Consider the following 17,292-nt stretch of genomic DNA (forward strand, 5'->3'; position numbering starts at 1 on the left):
GACGTGCCGCCCGGCTGCAAGGATGCTCAGTCCTCGGCAACGATGCAATTGCGCCCACGCTGCTTGGCCATGTAGAGACGCTTGTCGACCAGTTCCATGAAGTCGATGCGATGGTCTTGCGTGGAGGGGATGATGGTCGCCATGCCCAGGCTGATCGTGACGACGCTTTCCACCTGCGATTTTTCGTGCGGGATTTTTTCCTTCAGCACCATCTTGCGGCAACGCTGCGCCACTTTGAGGCCTGAGGCGCGGTCGGTTTCCGGCAGGATCAGCACGAACTCTTCGCCGCCGTAGCGTGCAAAGAAATCGCGCGTGCGCGTGGCGGCCTGGTTCAGCACGCCGGCGATCTGCTTGAGGCAGGCGTCGCCGCGGATGTGGCCGTAATGATCGTTGTATTGCTTGAAGTAGTCGATGTCGAGCATGATGATCGACAAAGGCGTGCGGTTCTTGACAGCGTTGGCCCATTCGACTTCCAGCGCGGAGTCGAACATGCGGCGATTGGCGACCTCGGTGAGGCTGTCGCGGTAGGACAGCGCCTCCAGCTCTTTCTGCAATTCTGCCAGGCGCGCTTCGGTCTTCTTCCGTTCCGTGATGTCGAACATGAAGCCGATCAGCGCATCGACCTCGCCGTCGGGCTTGCGCACCACATGCACGACGTCGCGGATCCAGACATGCTCACCATCGCGCGTGATGGCGCGGTAATCGGCCTCGTGGTCGACGCCGGACTTCGACTGCGATACGCAAAAATTCACCACGCCTTCGCGGTCTTCCGCATGGATGCGCATGGCCCAGTCTTCCACGGTGACCCAGCTTTCCGGCGTCCAGCCCAATAGCGCCTCGATCTGCGGGCCGATGTAGGCGAACTTCATGGTGCTCCAGTCGATTTTCCAGGGGATCGCTTTGGTCGATTCAAGCAGCGTCTTGTAGACGGCGCTATCCGGTTCCATTTGTTTTTGTACTCGTTTGTTCATGAAATATGGATGAAATTAAAACGATGAGGCAGCTTCGCCGACGATGACCGTATTGTCGTAAGGATAACCTGCGGCAATCCCTGGCGGCTGTCATAGCGACGGGAAACCTCAAAAATATCAAGCGTGTGGGTAATGCTGTTCAGTTAAGTTCAAAAGCTCTTTACCGCATAGTCAGCCCATCACAACCGTCGTCCTGACGAAAGTCAGGACCCAGCGTCGTATCGGATGTTTTCACGACACCAGGTCCTGGCATACGCCGAGACGACGGCTGAAGAAAACAGGCTTGACTGAACGGCATTGCAAGCGCGAGAGCGTATTTTTTGTTCGATAGGTAGAGTTAATTAAATGAACACATTTAATCAATTGTGCAAAAGATGCGCGTCTGATTTATCGTTTAGGGCATTGAAGAAAGATTTGACGCTGCCCGAGCAGCGCGCCCGTCCTCAACTTATCTACTGACAGGAACGCAGCACATGTCTTCGAATGCCTCCACATTCACTTCGCAAAACGAACTTCCCCAAGACTCGGCAATTTATCGCAGCATGGCCGACATGCTCGGCCAGGCTGGCATCCGCATCAACGGCGGCAACCCATGGGACATGCAATTGCATCGCGCCGGCGTTCCCGAGCGTGCGTTCGCACAGGCCAACCTGGGATTGGGCGAGGCCTACATGGATGGCGACTGGGACGCCGAACAGCTCGATGAATTTTTCTCCCGACTGTTGCGCACCCGGCTGGCCGACACCGTCAAGCCGTTGCGGTTGATCGGCCATGTGCTCGCCGCGAAATTCATGAACCGACAGAACCTCAAGCGCGCGCGCACGGTCGGCGAAGTGCATTACGACCTTGGCAACGATTTTTATTCGGCGATGCTCGACTCGCGCATGACCTACACCTGCGGTTACTGGAACAGCGCCGCCACGCTGGAAGAAGCGCAGGAAGCCAAGCTCGACCTGATCTGTCGCAAGCTGCAACTCAAGCCGGGAATGCGCGTGCTCGACATCGGCTGCGGCTGGGGCAGTTTCATGGCCTTTGCCGCCGAGCGTTACGGCGTGCATGCCGTCGGCGTCAGCATTTCGAAAGAGCAGATTGCATTGGCGAAGGAGCGTTACCCGCATCTGCCGCTGGAGTTCCGCCTGCAAGACTATCGCGAACTCAACGAGCATTTCGACGCCATCGTCAGCATCGGCATGTTCGAACACGTGGGCCGCAAGAACTACCGCACCTACATGGACGTTGCCCATCGCTGCCTCGACAACGACGGTCTGTTCCTGTTGCACACGATCGGCAAGAACCAGCGTAAATCGTCGCCCGATCCGTGGATCGACAAGTACATCTTCCCGAACGGCGACCTGCCGTCGATCGGCCAGATCGGCGATGCGCTGGATCATCTGTTCGTGGTGGAAGACTTGCACAACTTCGGCGCCGATTACGACAAGACCCTGATGGCGTGGCACAGCAACTTCGAAGCCGCCTGGCCGCGTTTCGAAGCGCAACTGGGGGGACGCTTCCGCCGCATGTGGCGCTACTACCTGCTGTCTTGCGCCGGCGCTTTCCGCGCGCGCGATATCCAGCTATGGCAATGGGTGTTGTCCAAGAAAGGCGTGATGGGCGGCTATCGGCGCGAGAACGTCTGAAGCGCGTTTTCATGCGGCATGCGGATCGTCTGGTTCAGTCGCTGTGCAGGCGATCCGCAAGCAAAGGCAGCAATGATTCAGCCGGCGTCTCGCATTTCAGCACCAGCAAATGATCCGCCCGCGTGACGCCGCGATTGATCGCGGCAATCGGTTTGCCGGCTTCCGCGGCCATGCGGCAAAAGCGGTAGCCTGAAAACACCACCAGCGACGACCCGACCACCAATACCGCATCCGCCGCAGCCACTGCGCGTTCGGCAGCCTCCGAGCGATCCCGCGGCACGCCGTCGCCGAAGAACACGACATCGGGCTGAAGCATGCCGCCGCATGCCGGGCAGGGCGGAACCTGAAAGCCGGCCAGCGCGTCCGTAGCCAGTTCCGCATCGCCATCCGGCAAGGCGGCGGCGTCGTTGCCGACCAGACCGGGATTGGCTCGCTCGAGCAGCGTTTGCACTGCGCGGCGCGTCTGCATCGTGCCGCAAGCCAGACACACAACGCGATGGATGTTGCCGTGCAGTTCGATCACGGCACGGCTCCCCGCCTGCTGATGCAAGCCGTCGACGTTTTGCGTCAGGAGCGCGGCTATCCTGCCGGCTGCCTCAAGCGCGGCCAGCGCGCGATGGCCGGCATTCGGCGCGGTCTGCGCGAGCTTGGGCCAGCCGATCATGCTGCGCGCCCAGTAACGCCGCCGCATCGTTTCCGAAGCGCGGAAGGCCGGACCTTCCATCGGCGCCTTGCCGCGCCGCACGCCATTGGCGTCGCGATAATCCGGGATGCCCGATGCGGTGCTGATGCCGGCGCCGGTAAGGACCAGCACATTGCGGTGAGGCGCCACGAACGCCGAGACGGCGCTCGCATCCGCGTCGAGCCGGTTGATGTGGATGACGTCGTTTTCCAAGGATGCCGGGTTTCTTCAATGATCCTGCTTCACACTCTGTCCATGCCCGCCGACACCACAAACGACACCACCGCCGCCGTGATCGACCAGACGGCCAGGCGGTATTGCGGAATGAATTTGGTGATGAAAGGCAGCAGGAAATACAGGACGACGCCGATGAGGATGCTGGTAATGACTCGTTTCATGACTTGACGTTGTTAATGTGGATGAATGCGCCGGCCGGTTCAGCCGTGCCGGGGACGATTGCGATCCTATCATTGATTGGCGTCGGAAGACGATAGGGCGCCTGAACGTTTCTTCTCATCTGTCCTTATCGTTCACGTCCCGCCTCCTGAACGGCTTTTTGCACCGGGGACAATAGATATTCGAGCACCGTGCGCTTTCCTTGCTGTATTTCCGCGACAACCTGCATGCCTGGCGTTAGCGGCAGAAGCGCACCTTGCGGATCTCGTAGCGTTTGCCGATCCAGTCTGATTCTCGCTTTATAGGTCCATGCCGCAACGTTGGCCGATTCATTGCCGTTTTTGGTCGGATCGATCTGGCTTTGCCGGTTATTCTCGCTGGCGTCGGCGCCGATATGCGTGACAACGCCGCTGAGCATGCCGTATTTCTGGAATGGATACGTCGCCAGCTTGATTTGCGCTTTTTGGCCGATCAATACGAAACCGACGTCTTCGTTCTTGATATTGACATCGGCAAACAACAGTTCATCGCGGGGAACCAGCGACATGACGACGCTGCCCGGCTGCACCACAGCCCCCAGAGTCGTGGTCGCCAGATCCTTGATGGTGCCGTCCTGAGGCGCTTTCAATTCCATCAAGCCTTCGCGATACGCGGTCTTCTCAAGGCCGGGCTGCAACTGCGCGATCCTGGCCCGGATTTCGGCACGTTCCTTTTCCAGCTCGCTGCGGTAGGCGCTTTGTATCTGGCTGATGCGTTTTCCTTGGGCCTCGATGGTCGCATCGATGGCTGATACGGCGGAATGCTGCGCATCCAGATCGCGTGCCTTCTCGGTAGCTTCGCGACGTTTCTCCGCAGTCGCCAGCGGGCTGAAGAAACCTTCCTGTTCCAGTTTCGTGTATGCCTCGGCGGAACGCTCATAGGAAGGCAATGTCTGTTCGAGCTTGGCCAGGATCTGCAACGCGCTGCGACGCTCATGTTCTGCTTTGCTCAGCAGGGCGCGCTCCTGTTCCAGGCTGTCGAGGTAAGCCTGGCGATGGGCTCGGTATTGTCCCAGTACCTGCGCGAACAATACGGGATTGTCTCCGGCAACAGGCAGCATCGGTTGGCCCGAAAGTTCGGCTTCAATGCGCCGCTCCTGCATTGTCTGGTGAGCGAGGTCGTTGGCGATGCCGGCGCTGTCGGCCCGGGCAAGCGTGGTGTCCAGTCGCGCAAGGACTTGACCGGCCTTGACGCTGTCGCCTTCGTTGACAAGGAGCTGCTGGACAACGCCGGATTCGGCCGGCTGCACAATCTTGAGCAAGGTTTGCGGCGTCAGCTTGCCTTCCGCGCTGGCGATGATGTCAAGCTTCCCGAAGCTCGCCCAGAGAATCATCAGAAATATCAATATGCAGACTGTCCACAACACCAGTCGGCCAGTCTCGCCGGGAGCCGCGTCCTCGATCAGGCGCAAAGGATCGTCCCAGCGGTGACCGGGGCGCAGGGGAATGATTTTCGCGCCGGCCTGTCGCGGGCCGGATTGCGAGGATACCGCATCGATGCGGTTCTCCGAGGTGTTGCTGTCCGGTTGACCTTGGTTCTTCCCTGAAGATGTCGGCATGCTCATTCTCCTTGCCCATTGACGCGGTGAGCGAGAGCGGCGGAGTCGGGTGCAGCGGAAGGGACGGCCATTGCTTGCGCGCCGCCGACGCCGATTCTGTAGATGGCATCGACCTTGAGGCTGCGGGGCAGGCCGTGCGTGATGAACAGCATGGTGACCTTGCCTTTCAAGCCATTGATGGTCTTGGCGAAGAGTTCTGCGGTAACGGCGTCGAGCGCACTGGTCGCCTCATCGAAGATCAGGATGTCGGGGCGTTTCAGCAACGCCCGGGCAATGGCGATGCGCTGCTTCTGCCCACCGGAAAGACCGGCGCCGCGTTCGCCGATTTCGGTCTGGTAGCCTTGCGGCAATTCCTCTATCGCCTGATGAATTTCGGCCATCTTGCAAGCCGTGCTGACTTGCTCGAAACTGGCGCGAGGATTGGCCATCAACAGATTGTCGTAAATGGTGCCGGAAAATAACGTCGTCTCTTGCGGCACCACGCCGAAATGCTGGCGCAATTCATTGGCGGACAGGTAGCGGATGTCGACGCCATCCACGCGTATGCAACCGCTTTCGGGTTGATAAAACCCTTGCAGCAATTTGGCCAGCGTGCTCTTGCCGCAGCCAGACGGGCCCATGATGGCGACGGCCTGTCCCGGCTGAACATGCAAGGAGAGATTTTCGTAGAGCAACGCCTGCTGCTCGTGATAGCGGAAGGAAATCTGTTCGATCCGGATGCTGCCGCGAGCGTGATGGCTGCGCGCAGGCGTGACGGAGTATGGCTCCGCAGGCGCATTCATCAGGTCGCCGAGCCGGGCTACGGACAGGCTGGCCTGCTGGAATTGTTGCCACAGGCCGACCAGGCGCAGCATCGGTTGCGATATCTTTCCTGCAAACATCTGGAAAGCCACCAGCATGCCGATCGTGAATTCCACCGAATGCATTACCGTATAAGCGCCGATGCCGAGTATCAGCAGGCTCATGCATTGTTCGAGAAGGCTGGCAATCGTGTTGTAGGAGTTGCCAAGTTGTTTGGTGATGAAGCCCGCCTGCAGATAATCCGCCAGATAGTTGCGATAGCGGCTGCCCAATTGCGGCTCAAGCTGCAGCGATTTCACGGTCTCCATGCCGGCAATGTATTCCGTCACAAAAGCCTGATTGCGCGCACCCAACTGGAACTGCTCCTGCAAGCGCACCTGGAACAAAGGCGCCGCCACGATGCTCAAGACGACGATCAATCCCAGAATCGACAGCACGATCAGCGTCAACATGACACTGTAATAAAACATGATGCCGATGAAGATCAGTAAGAAAGGCAAGTCGAGAACCAAAGCCACCGCGGCGCTCGCGATGAATTCGCGTATCGTCTCCACGCCGTGCAGGCGGGCCGCGATGACGCCGGTAGGGCGATGCTGAAAATATAAAGGCGGCAACTTCAGCAAATGTTCAAAGACCGATGACCCCAATACCGCATCGACCCGGTTCCCGGTATGCAGGATCAAATACTGCCTCAACCATGACAGCGCAGCGGAAAACAGCGTGAATATCGCCATGCCGACGGCAATCACAATCAGGGTGCTTTGCGTGCGATGAACCACCACCTTGTCGATGATGGTTTGGGTGAAGAGGGGCGTCGCCAGCGCAATCAATTGAATGGCCAGCGATGCCAGCAAAACTTCCTGCCACAACTTGCGATGCTTCAGCAGTTCAGGGATGAACCAGCGGAATCCGAAGAGTCGTTGCGACCGGCCGGCCTCGTTCCGGTCTGCATCTTTGACCTCTTCAGGGGGAAGCGAGAGGCGGATCGCCCGGCCAAGATAACGCGCGGAGAAATCGGCGAATGTCAGCGAACATGGAGAAGACTCGCCCGATAAAACCAGCGACACATGAGTATCGCCGACCTGCAGGATCAGGGCCGGAAGCAAACCGGTTTCCTCAATGGATGGTGTCGCGTCGCTGCGTAGCCATACCAGCAAGGGCAATGGTTCGCTGTGCAGCTTGCGCACCGCGCACGAAGCAGGAGAAGCGTCGCAGCCATACGCCGCGATGGCCGCCAACAATGTCTCCTGCGTATACGGCGAAGCAAATTGTTGTGTGGCCAGCGTCAGCGAGAACGGTTTTCGGAACAGCGTACAAACGCTTTCCAGAATCCAGAAAAAATCCTTTTGCGCAAGCTCTGCTTGCTTCATGAACAACCCCCGAACAGGTTTTCGATATTTTTGTTTGCTTGCAACTCCGATATGCATTGAGTTGCGATAGACGGAAAACGCCGGAAATCATGTCATGAAAATCGCCGCATTCATCCTTCTTGTCGGTGCGAAATGACGGAAAAAATGAAGAACATTGGAAATGTCGCGACAAGTCGAGTCCTTGTTGATCGAAAATTGAAAAACAATTTCGCAATTATTCGTGGTGAGGGGAGACGGTTTCAATTTGGCAAGACTATTTGCGATGTTGCGACGGCTTGTAAAGAAGGATGTTCACCGCATAGGAAGCGGACAGCGATAGGGGCGATATTTCGTAAAAATGCGATGTTCCAAATGTGCGCAGGGAATTACCATGCCGAGATTGAAAGCAAAAGAGCGACCTCGCATTGCGTAACGCGGGAGTTGCTGAACGCATTCAGCAGCGCGTAATTTCAACATCAACTACATATGGCAGATATTCCATTGAAAACGACAGCATCGACCAGAAGGTACATTTTTACGCCCCTATTCATCGTGATGGCGGCTCTTTTTTATCGGCTTGTGCTCCATCCACGCACATCGTACGTAAGCCAACGAGCGTGCCCATTCTGGTTGAAGGCATCAACGTTCTTTTTGTGAATTCACCAATGGTGGGCCAAGGGAAGCCGACAAACAAAGTCACCGATCAGGAGTTGTCATCGCCTTTTGCGACAAACGATAAATTGCGCGACGCCGTGGTCGAAAAGCTCCCGCGGCTACTTGCAGAAAAAGGCATCGAGGCGCTTGCGGCATCAACCAATCCAGTCCCTGGTGTGCCATCGTCTCCGATCAATGATTTGTTCCCCAAAACATTTCGTACTAACCATCTGGTGGTGATATTGCCTATGTCCTCCAGCACCTCATGTTATTACAGCATTTGCACTACTCTTTATAGGGTATCGGTGAGCCTTCGAACTCCTGTTGAAAATAAAGAGCTTGCTTTAACGTATCTGGTCCAAGAGCCGTTTAATCGGGTTAAGGATTTCGATGAGTTTATCGGTGCGATGGCGGCCAATATATTCTCGATGATCTCTCCAAAAAATAACTCGGAGAAGGAAGATAGATAGGTGGTAACCAGTCTTGAGCTTCTTTAAGTCGAGACTATTTCAATAAAATTTCGGTGCGCCAATTTCAAAAAAGAATACTGGCTGTCAAATCGCTGACATCTCGTGAAAATACGATGTTCTCAATGCGAGCGGGTCTCTAGAATAGTGCGGTGGAAAATCGGGGAAAGATGAAGGCAAGATGTCGCGTGCGCTTTGACTTGTCTCCTATCGCAAGTCTGAATTAACCAAGAATCCCACACTTGAAATAGAACCGTGCAATGAATCCATTCAGCGTCGTCTTGCTTAGTGTCAGCCTTAGTTGTACAGGCTGTCACGACGAAAATATAGGAGCGACTCCCATGCTGGAACCGCCATTGAAGCCAGGGCAAGTACTGGACAAGAACAGCGAATATGCCAAGAAATGGCCGGGCAGGCCTGCGCTCTTCAAGCTGAAAGACAATCTGATTTTAGCGATACCGCCGCAGTACCAGCAATTCTGGTTGCAATATGACCGATGGGGACGTGACCGAGTGATGCGTCCGCCGACACCTATCAGCAAACTTCCTAAGGTAGGACCAATTGGTTTCAAAATGTTCTTCCCCGATTTCAACGGCTATACACCGGATAACTATTTGAATGAGTTTGATGAGGATATGGTGAATGTTGTGCAGGTGGGGTCTGCACCTATGGAATACGCGGAGCCGGGCGCCGCTGGTAGTCATGTACCCAATATGTTTGACCGTGTATCGACAGGTCAATATCGCTCAATTGATCCGGAGAAATATGAAGACAAATTCGGTTTGCGCTGTTACGAAAAACTCAATGTGACGTCAAAAGATGAGATACGGCGAGAGTATTGTTTTGGCTCGCGTGATGTAGCAACAGGCGAAACTATTATGTTGGACGTTGATGTCTCGCCATATCCTGATTGGGTCAAGTTTCCTTTTATAAAAACAAAATATTTCAGCAAAAAATACGGAGGCATGGAAATCGCGTGGCGAGCACATGCAAAGCATTTCAAGGATTGGGAAAGTATTGATGAGCAGATATGGAAATACATCGATGCATGGAATATTGCTCCTACTCCCAATACCGTTTCTGAAAAATAAATTGATAACACAAAAGGATAGATATGAGCGACATCAAACTCAGCGCTGCACAAATGGCAAAAATCGACGGCTTCGGAAAGTCTAAAAGCTATCCCGCTATGTATCGGTATATCTCCGATGAAATCAAAGCTGGACGTATTTCTGGCGTAAGTGCTGATCAGGCTTATTGGTTCGAGCAGGCAGGGCCGATCAATCAAGGTGATGTGTCATCGCCTGCCTCGGCGTTTATACGTGCCGCTACTAAACATGGATTGGCGCTGAATGGGCAGCCTGCTAATGACGCCTATATTCAGAAGATTTCCAATGAAATTGGTGAGCAGGTGTATGTGGATATACAAAGATCAAATGGGATACCACCGTTTTCTGAGCAGTTGCGTCGAGACATTGGCTCCGCTCTCAACACGGGCCACATGACCATAGGCGGCTGGGGTGGCTCTTTCTACTATTGGCGTGAGCAATATAAAGATCCCAATACCGGTGTCACCACCACAGTCGGCCAAGCGATTCTGGGCAACCCGGTCGAACGCGCCAAATTTATTGAAGTCAACAAGCAAGCCATTGCCGAGACGGTCGGCAAGTTCGGTGTCGGCATTCTGACCGATCCTGCATTTGTGTCGGCGGTTGGCGGAGGCTTCGATACTTTCTTCGGTCCGAATGCATCGGTCTCCGATGCGGCAATTGGCCTGAATATGCTTTCCTCCGCCAGCAAGGAGATGGTTATCAAATTTGGTCCAGATGCTGCGCGCCAATTGGAAAAGTCGATCCTGCAACAAGTGCCCGGTCTCAATTTGCTCTATGCACCCGCACGTGGTTTATCCGACAGCATTTCCAATCTCTTTGAAAGGCCGACGCCTGGTGGCGGCATCGATACCGCTTCCCAAGACTTGGCTGACAGCGTCAATGCCAAGCTCGATATTCTGCTGGCAAACAAGGACACGACTGATGCCATCGTCTACGCATTGCCTGGCGGGGTGAATGCTCATGGAGAAGAACAAGGTGCGGCCGGTGCTGTTGTTCTGCTCAAGAGTGGGGAAACGCTCACGATCAATGCCGACGGAGAGATTGCCTATCGCTTTAAAAACACCGATGCCGCTGGTGAGGAGATTTGGACCAATCAGAATTTCGATGGCGCCAAGTCAACCATCAAGCATGGTTCCGAAACCACCACTGACAGCGGCGCCCAAAACCTTTCCCATGCATTGGCCGTGACTGCCAGCTTCCTCGGTCTGGTGCAAGCGATTCAGAGCGGCAAGCCGTTGCCGATCGTGGGGGCAGGGATCAACACGCTGGCGGCGATTGACCCGAAAAACACCGTCCTCTCCGGAGCCAGTTCGGCGGTGAGCGCGGTGGCCAGTCTGATCAATCTACAAAAGAACATCCAGAAGGGCGATGCCGTCGGCAGCCTGGTGGCCGGCGCCAATCTTGTCAGCTACAGCGCATCGGCCTATGCCAGTTCGCTGGGTTACACCGCCACGCAGCAAGCCAGCGCACTGACGCAAGCCGCCGCCGCGGAAAAATTCGGCAGCGCCAGCGGCGCCATCGGCGCGGTAGGTGAAGCGCTTCCCTATATCAATCTCGTCTATAGCCTCACGCAAGGAAATTATGTCGGCGCGGCGGTTGCCATGCTGTCCCTGATTCCGGTCTACGGGCAAATGATTGCCGGCGCCTATGCCGTCTACAGCATGGTGACCGGCGACGACGATCTGCCATCGGCCAGCGGCGGCTACAAATGGAATGCCGACGGCAGCGTCGGCATAGACATCCGCTATACAGCAGGAGGCGGCGACCGCATTCTGGTCGGACGCCTGAGCAGTTACCTTGATACCCTCAAGGCCATCATGAATCAGGCGCAAGCACAAAACCCCGCCGCCAAGCTCGGCCTGATCGCCAATCGGCTGCCGGGCCTGCACTACGACACGGGCGGCGCCATACTGACCGACATTGATCCGGTCACCGGCAAGGACCGCAGCATTACCTACGACACCGAAGGCCGCCCCAGGAATGCAGCGGTCGGCAGCCCTGAATTCTTCCGCACGCTCAACGAACAATTCATCTATTCAGCATTGGGAAGAGAAGCCATCGCGCCGCAATGGGAAGTCGACACGGCACGCCTGCAAACGCAAGCCAACGACCCGCAAGCCGGCCTCACCGAACTGCAACGCGCCCAACGCAACAATCAACTCGCCGCTGCACCGGATAAGAACGCCAGCAGCCAAACCTGGCGCCCCATCATGCTCGACCTGAACGGCGATGGCGTGCAGGTGGTCGGCAAGAGCGCCACCAACGTCTACTTCGACATCGACAACAGCGGCTTCTTCAAGAACACCTCGTGGATCAGCAAGCAGGACGGCTTCCTCGTACTCGACCGCAACTACAACGGCTTCATCGACGACAGCAGCGAGCTGTTCTCGAACGGCTTTGTGGCCGATGCGGTCAAGGGACTTGCGAGCATGCGCTGGGTCGACGCCAACGCTGACGGTCACATCACCGTGGCTGATCCGGTGTTCGATCAACTGCGCATCTGGCAAGACGCCAACGGCAACGGCGTCGTCGATACCGGAGAGACCAAGACGTTAAAGGAACTCGGCATCACTGCGCTGCATTACAAGCTTGGCAGCTACGACCGCAACGGCCAGACCTGGCAGATGAGCAGTCCCGACCTGCAAGCCGATGCGGTAGGTACGCGCACGCACACCGTCGACGGCGGCATTATTGTCGAAAGCAGCAGCGGCACAGTCTCGATGATCGTCACGCGCACTGAAGACCTGTCCAACATCAAGCCTGGCAAGGACCGCATCAGTCAGGGGATTGAAGATATTCCCTTGGACATTCTTGCCAGCGATCTGTTGAAGAACGACATTGTTGGTGGCTCCAGCGGTTCGGCCTTGACGATGACGGGGGTGAGCGACGCCAAGCACGGTACGGTGAGCTTGCAAAACGGTGTGGTGCACTTTACGCCGGATCGCGACTACAGTGGCAGCGATGCCGGATTCAGCTATTCGGTGTCGGATGGTCACGGCGGTACAGCGACTACAGATGTGGCGATAACGTTCAAGGCGATCAATGATGCACCGGTGATTGTTAGTGACGGTCATGTCAAGAAATTCATCTATGGGTACGCGACTTTTGCACCCGGTGATTTTAGCGGTGACCCTGCAAACATCGTGAATATAATTCCAACTGGTAATTACCATCCGGAATCCGCTACGTATCCTGTCTATCAACCTTGGCGTGGCAGCCCGCAGCCGACGGACTATGTTGAGACGTACTGGGGGAAAATTACCGCCACCGATGTGGATAGTCACAGCCTGTCTTACGGCGTCAGTACCGGAACGGCGCTCACAGGAACACCATGGAATGTAGGCAATGCGGGGTCGGTTCTTGACGTCGTTGGCGGGGTTCCATGGAGCACCTTGAACGACTTGAGCACGAAAAATCCCATGTCATACCAGACTCAATACGGAAGGGTCGTTGTCGGCAACGACGGCACATGGGCTTATCTTCCTCAGCAATACAACACAAGGCCGTCGCGCGAGGGCATGTCCAACCCTCCTGAAGGCGGTCCTGCTATCTTGGCGAGCAATAAAGCCGACGAAGACGCGTTCTATATCACAGTGAAAGACGAGCAGGGCGCTATTGTGTCCAGGATGGTGACGGTGCGTCTTCCGGATTGGCATGCACCGAGAACTTTTGAAAATCCCATCGTCCTCGACCTCGACCGTAACGGCATCACCCTGCAATCGGCGCAAAACAGCAACGCCTACTACGACATCAAAAACGACGGCTGGCGCTACCAGATGGGCTGGACCACCGGCGGCGACGGTTTCCTGGCCTTCGATGCCAACGGCGACGGCAAGATTGCCGGGCGCGGCGAATTGAGCTTCAAGGACTACCTACCTGGCGCGCAGACTGACCTGGAAGGCCTGGCGGCGTTCGACACCAACCACGATGGCAAGATCAGCGCCGCCGACGCGGTGTGGAGCAAGCTGCGCGTCTGGCAGGACGCCAACGGCAACGGCGTCTCCGACGACGGCGAAATCATGAGCCTCGACAAGGCCGGCATCAAGGAAATATCGCTCACCAGCGACAAGAAGTTCTCCACCTCCAACGGCAATGTTATCCACGGCATGGCGCAGGTAACGATGACCGACGGCAGCGCCATGCAGGCGGCCGACGTGGCGTTTCAGACTACCGACCGGGTCGTGTTCACCGAGCCCGACGGCACGCAGGAAGTCTACACGCGCAAACCGTTCTCCGAAGCGACCGACATCAAGGGCAGCGACGCCGACGACACGCTGGTGGGCACCACCGGCAGCAACCATATCGTCGGCGGCAAGGGCAATGACTTTATCTTCGACGATCAGGGCAGCGACGTGATCGAAGGCGGCGACGGCGACGACGTTATCCATTCCGGCGCCGACGACGATGTCGTGGTGGGCGGTGCAGGGCGCGACACCGTCTTTGCCGGCAATGGCAACGACATGATCCTGGGCGGCGACGACGCCGATGCGCTATTCGGTGACGCAGGCAATGACATCCTCTTTGGCGGCGCCGGCAACGACCTGCTCGACGGCGGCATCGGCAACGACGTCTTGTCGGGCGACCAGGGCGACGACAACCTGTACGGCGGCAGCGGCGCCGATGCCCTGTTCGGCGGCGCTGGCAACGACATGCTCTCGGGCGGCGACGGCAACGATCAGTTGCAGGGCGATGCAGGCGACGACATCCTGGACGGCGGCGCCGGAGCTGACGCCATGACCGGCGGGACGGGCGACGACATCTACGTCGTCGACGACCGCGGCGACACCGTCATCGAGAAAGAGAACGAAGGCGTGGACACCGTGCGCACCAGCCTGGACGGCTACGTGCTGGCCGCCAATGTGGAGAACCTGACCCTGACCGATGTTGCCAACGCGGCCAATGAAGCGGCTCCTGTGATGGGTGAGATTCCTATAGGAACCGGTAGCGGTTTCAGTCCCCTCATGGGGTATTTTGCGCAGCGCGGCACCGGCAACGACCTGGACAACATACTTGTCGGCAACCGCACCGACAACGTGCTCGACGGCGGCAAGGGTGCCGACCGCATGATCGGCGGCGTCGGCAATGACACCTATATTGTTGATCAAGCCGGCGACGTCGTCGTCGAACACGCCGATGAAGGCAATGACACCGTGATTGCCGGCATCGACTATGTGCTCGGGGCCAATGTGGAAAATCTGATCCTCTCCGATGTTGCTGAGGAATTTCCTAGTGTGACAGGGGAGATCGCCATAGGAATTCCTAGCGACTTCATTCCTCACATAACGTATTTCGCAGAGCGCGGCACCGGCAACGACCTGGACAACGTGCTTGTCGGCAACCGCGCCGACAACGTGCTCGACGGCGGCAAGGGCGCCGACCGCATGATCGGTGGCGCGGGCGACGACACCTATATCGTCGACCAGTCCGGCGACGTGGCGGTGGAATATGCCGACCAAGGCATCGATACCGTCCGGTCCAGTGTCAGCTACACGCTGGGCCACCATCTGGAAAACCTCGTCCTGACCGGCAGCGGCATGCAAACCGGCACCGGCAACAACCTCGACAACACGCTCATCGGCAGCGACGATGCCTATAACATGCTCTACGGCGGCGGCGGCAACGACATCTTGCGCGGCGGCAAAGGTTTCGACTCGCTCTATGGCGGCGACGGCAACGATATTCTGGACGGCGGCGCGGGCATGGACCGGCTCATCGGCGGCGACGGCAGCGACACCTATGTGTTCCGCACCGGGTCCGGCGACGACATGGTTGAAATCTACAACAACGGCTACAACACCGGAACCGACGACAATCAAGACATCATCCAATTTGCCGACATCGCCTCGACCGGCCTCAAGGGCTTGAAGCGCAACGACTGGGACCTGATCATCAGCTACGGCCGCTACGACACGGTCACCATCCGCAGCTATTTCCTTGCCGACCACCTGAAACCGGCGCAATTCAGCTTCGCCGACGGCGTGACCTGGTCGCCCGAACAGTTGCTTGCCGCCTATCCATTGCATCTGACCGACCGCAGCGAGAATGTATCGCTCAACAACACCCATGCCCAGACCCTGTATGCCGAATGGGGCGATGACACCGTCTATGCCGGCCGCGGCAATACCATTCTCTATGGCGGCGCCGGTAACGATTATCTGTCGGGAGGCGCCGGCAACGACCTCGTCCACGGCGGCGACGGCAACGATACTTTATTGCATAGCCGCGGCAACAACCTGCTGATCGGCGGACGAGGCGACGATACCATGACGACCTCGGACGGCCGCGACGTCATCGCCTTCAACCGCGGCGACGGTCGCGACAGCGTCAATCTGATCATGGGAGAGGACAAGACGCTGTCGCTGGGCGGTGGAATCCGCTATGCGGACTTGCAATTGAAGAAGTCGGGCCTGGATCTGTTGCTGTCGACCGGCAACAACGACCAGATCACCTTCAAGAATTGGTACGAGACTTGGTACCCGACCACGGCATCGCACAATCTGTCGACCTTGCAAATGGTCATCGAAGGCAGCGCCGACTACAACGCCGCATCCGGCGACAAGATGCGCAACAAGAAGGTGGCGCAATTCGATTTCAATCAGGTGGTGCAACAGTTCGAGCAGGCGCGTCAGGCCGCGCCCGCGCTCAATAGCTGGAGCGTTGCAGACGCCTTGCTGAAGGCGCATCTGCAAGGCAGCGATACGGCCGCCATCGGCGGCGATCTGGCCTATGCCTATGCGAAAAACGGCAACTGGTCGGACACGGCTGCCCAGGCCTTGCTGGCGACGCCGGAATTCGGCCGGCAGCAGGCGCTTGCGACAGCGAAATAAATCGATGGCAGCACGAGAATGGATACACGCGAAACGACAGGAAATGCAATGACACCAACACAAGCGAACGATGCAGACGGCAAGACGCAGCAGTCTGCCATAGAGGAGGCCGAGGCGGCCCTGGACAAACTGTCGATGCTGGGCCCGGTGGCCTGGCTGTACGGACGTACCCAGGACCGGCGTTTCCTCTTCATGGCCGACCTGGATTGGGCGGTGATGCCGCCGGTGGTGCTCGACCAGTGCCGTCTCTTTATGCGGGGAAAGATGCCGTTTGCCTTCATGACCTGGGCGTTCGTCGGCGATGAAGTTCATGCGCGCCTCAGCCAGGGGCAGGGAAAACTGGCGCCGCATGAGTGGCGGTCGGGCGAACATGCCTGGCTGATCGATGTGGTTGCGCCCTTTGGCGGGGAGACGGAGATACTGGATGAACTGGCTCAGCTCAAATTCGCCGACCGTCCGTTGGTGAATTATCTGGCGTTCAGTCAGGCCACGCGGAAACTGGAGGTCAGAAGCCTGGTCCCCGGCCAGAAGATTGGCAGTACAGCCGAAACGGCAACCGTCCCGGCAACCACGCCCTTGCATTGAATGCTTTTGAAGGGATCGATGGGGTATATTTAAAACTTATACCACCATCGACAATCGGTATTTCCTTGGTCTTCTCTTAAAAGAATAGACTTCAGTCACAGCAGTTTCGGTGAACGGATTGTTGTGAAGACCGCTACCACGGTCGTTTTGTCTGGCAGTGACGCATCGTACCCGATGCAGTAATGGCAGGCGATATCTGAATAATCATTTTGGA

Annotated in this window: 10 protein-coding genes; 5 read left to right on the forward strand and 5 right to left on the reverse strand. The window is 57.1% G+C overall.

Annotated elements, in window-relative coordinates; translation table 11 throughout:
* Window positions 1–26: 26 nt before the first annotated feature.
* A complete protein-coding gene (locus tag RV1423_RS02220) occupies window positions 27–971 on the reverse strand; it encodes a sensor domain-containing diguanylate cyclase (protein ID WP_034292676.1) in 945 nt (314 codons plus the stop codon).
* A 473-nt stretch (window positions 972–1,444) separates the two neighbouring features.
* On the opposite strand from RV1423_RS02220, the gene cfa reads away from it, so the two are divergent.
* Window positions 1,445–2,608: a cyclopropane fatty acyl phospholipid synthase gene (gene cfa, locus RV1423_RS02225; protein WP_034292679.1), complete on the forward strand. Its 1,164-nt coding sequence runs from the start codon at window positions 1,445–1,447 to the stop codon at window positions 2,606–2,608.
* Window positions 2,609–2,642: 34 nt separating this feature from the next.
* Here cfa and RV1423_RS02230 read toward each other — a convergent pair whose 3' ends face one another.
* The 4 genes from RV1423_RS02230 to RV1423_RS02240 form a co-directional block, all read right to left on the reverse strand.
* The gene (locus RV1423_RS02230) at window positions 2,643–3,503 is read right to left on the reverse strand and encodes an NAD-dependent protein deacetylase (protein WP_231502020.1); all 861 of its coding nucleotides are present in this window, start codon (window positions 3,501–3,503) and stop codon (window positions 2,643–2,645) included.
* Window positions 3,504–3,532: 29 nt separating this feature from the next.
* On the reverse strand, window positions 3,533–3,688 hold the full coding sequence (locus RV1423_RS30315; protein WP_197034861.1) for a hypothetical protein: 156 nt from the start codon (window positions 3,686–3,688) through the stop codon (window positions 3,533–3,535).
* 125 nt (window positions 3,689–3,813) lie between these two features.
* On the reverse strand, window positions 3,814–5,283 hold the full coding sequence (locus tag RV1423_RS02235; protein WP_081768645.1) for an HlyD family type I secretion periplasmic adaptor subunit: 1,470 nt from the start codon (window positions 5,281–5,283) through the stop codon (window positions 3,814–3,816).
* A gap of 2 nt (window positions 5,284–5,285) precedes the next feature.
* Window positions 5,286–7,454, reverse strand: coding sequence for a peptidase domain-containing ABC transporter (locus tag RV1423_RS02240; RefSeq protein WP_051516427.1), 2,169 nt, complete (start codon window positions 7,452–7,454; stop codon window positions 5,286–5,288).
* Between the two features lie 404 nt (window positions 7,455–7,858).
* Here RV1423_RS02240 and RV1423_RS02250 point away from each other — a divergent pair, with 404 nt between their 5' ends.
* From RV1423_RS02250 to RV1423_RS02265, 4 genes are all read left to right on the forward strand, one after another.
* On the forward strand, window positions 7,859–8,557 hold the full coding sequence (locus RV1423_RS02250; protein ID WP_155835002.1) for a hypothetical protein: 699 nt from the start codon (window positions 7,859–7,861) through the stop codon (window positions 8,555–8,557).
* 338 nt (window positions 8,558–8,895) lie between these two features.
* A complete protein-coding gene (locus RV1423_RS02255; RefSeq protein WP_034292685.1) occupies window positions 8,896–9,645 on the forward strand; it encodes a hypothetical protein in 750 nt (249 codons plus the stop codon).
* A gap of 410 nt (window positions 9,646–10,055) precedes the next feature.
* The gene (locus RV1423_RS02260) at window positions 10,056–16,493 is read left to right on the forward strand and encodes a cadherin-like domain-containing protein (RefSeq protein WP_034292686.1); all 6,438 of its coding nucleotides are present in this window, start codon (window positions 10,056–10,058) and stop codon (window positions 16,491–16,493) included.
* Window positions 16,494–16,541: 48 nt separating this feature from the next.
* Window positions 16,542–17,078: a toxin-activating lysine-acyltransferase gene (locus tag RV1423_RS02265; protein WP_051516428.1), complete on the forward strand. Its 537-nt coding sequence runs from the start codon at window positions 16,542–16,544 to the stop codon at window positions 17,076–17,078.
* Window positions 17,079–17,292 lie beyond the last annotated feature (214 nt).

Origin of the sequence: Herbaspirillum sp. RV1423 (genome assembly GCF_000577615.1) — a bacterium.
Taxonomy (GTDB): domain Bacteria; phylum Pseudomonadota; class Gammaproteobacteria; order Burkholderiales; family Burkholderiaceae_D; genus Herbaspirillum.

What these genes read in the sequence shown, in the direction of transcription:
- cfa (WP_034292679.1), top strand. Translation starts at nt 1,445, where the DNA reads ATGTCTTCGAATGCCTCCACATTCACTTCGCAAAACGAACTTCCCCAA.
- RV1423_RS02235 (WP_081768645.1), bottom strand. Translation starts at nt 5,283, where the DNA reads ATGCCGACATCTTCAGGGAAGAACCAAGGTCAACCGGACAGCAACACC.
- RV1423_RS02240 (WP_051516427.1), bottom strand. Translation starts at nt 7,454, where the DNA reads ATGAAGCAAGCAGAGCTTGCGCAAAAGGATTTTTTCTGGATTCTGGAA.
- RV1423_RS30315 (WP_197034861.1), bottom strand. Translation starts at nt 3,688, where the DNA reads ATGAAACGAGTCATTACCAGCATCCTCATCGGCGTCGTCCTGTATTTC.
- RV1423_RS02220 (WP_034292676.1), bottom strand. Translation starts at nt 971, where the DNA reads ATGAACAAACGAGTACAAAAACAAATGGAACCGGATAGCGCCGTCTAC.
- RV1423_RS02265 (WP_051516428.1), top strand. Translation starts at nt 16,542, where the DNA reads ATGACACCAACACAAGCGAACGATGCAGACGGCAAGACGCAGCAGTCT.
- RV1423_RS02260 (WP_034292686.1), top strand. Translation starts at nt 10,056, where the DNA reads ATGACCATAGGCGGCTGGGGTGGCTCTTTCTACTATTGGCGTGAGCAA.
- RV1423_RS02255 (WP_034292685.1), top strand. Translation starts at nt 8,896, where the DNA reads ATGCTGGAACCGCCATTGAAGCCAGGGCAAGTACTGGACAAGAACAGC.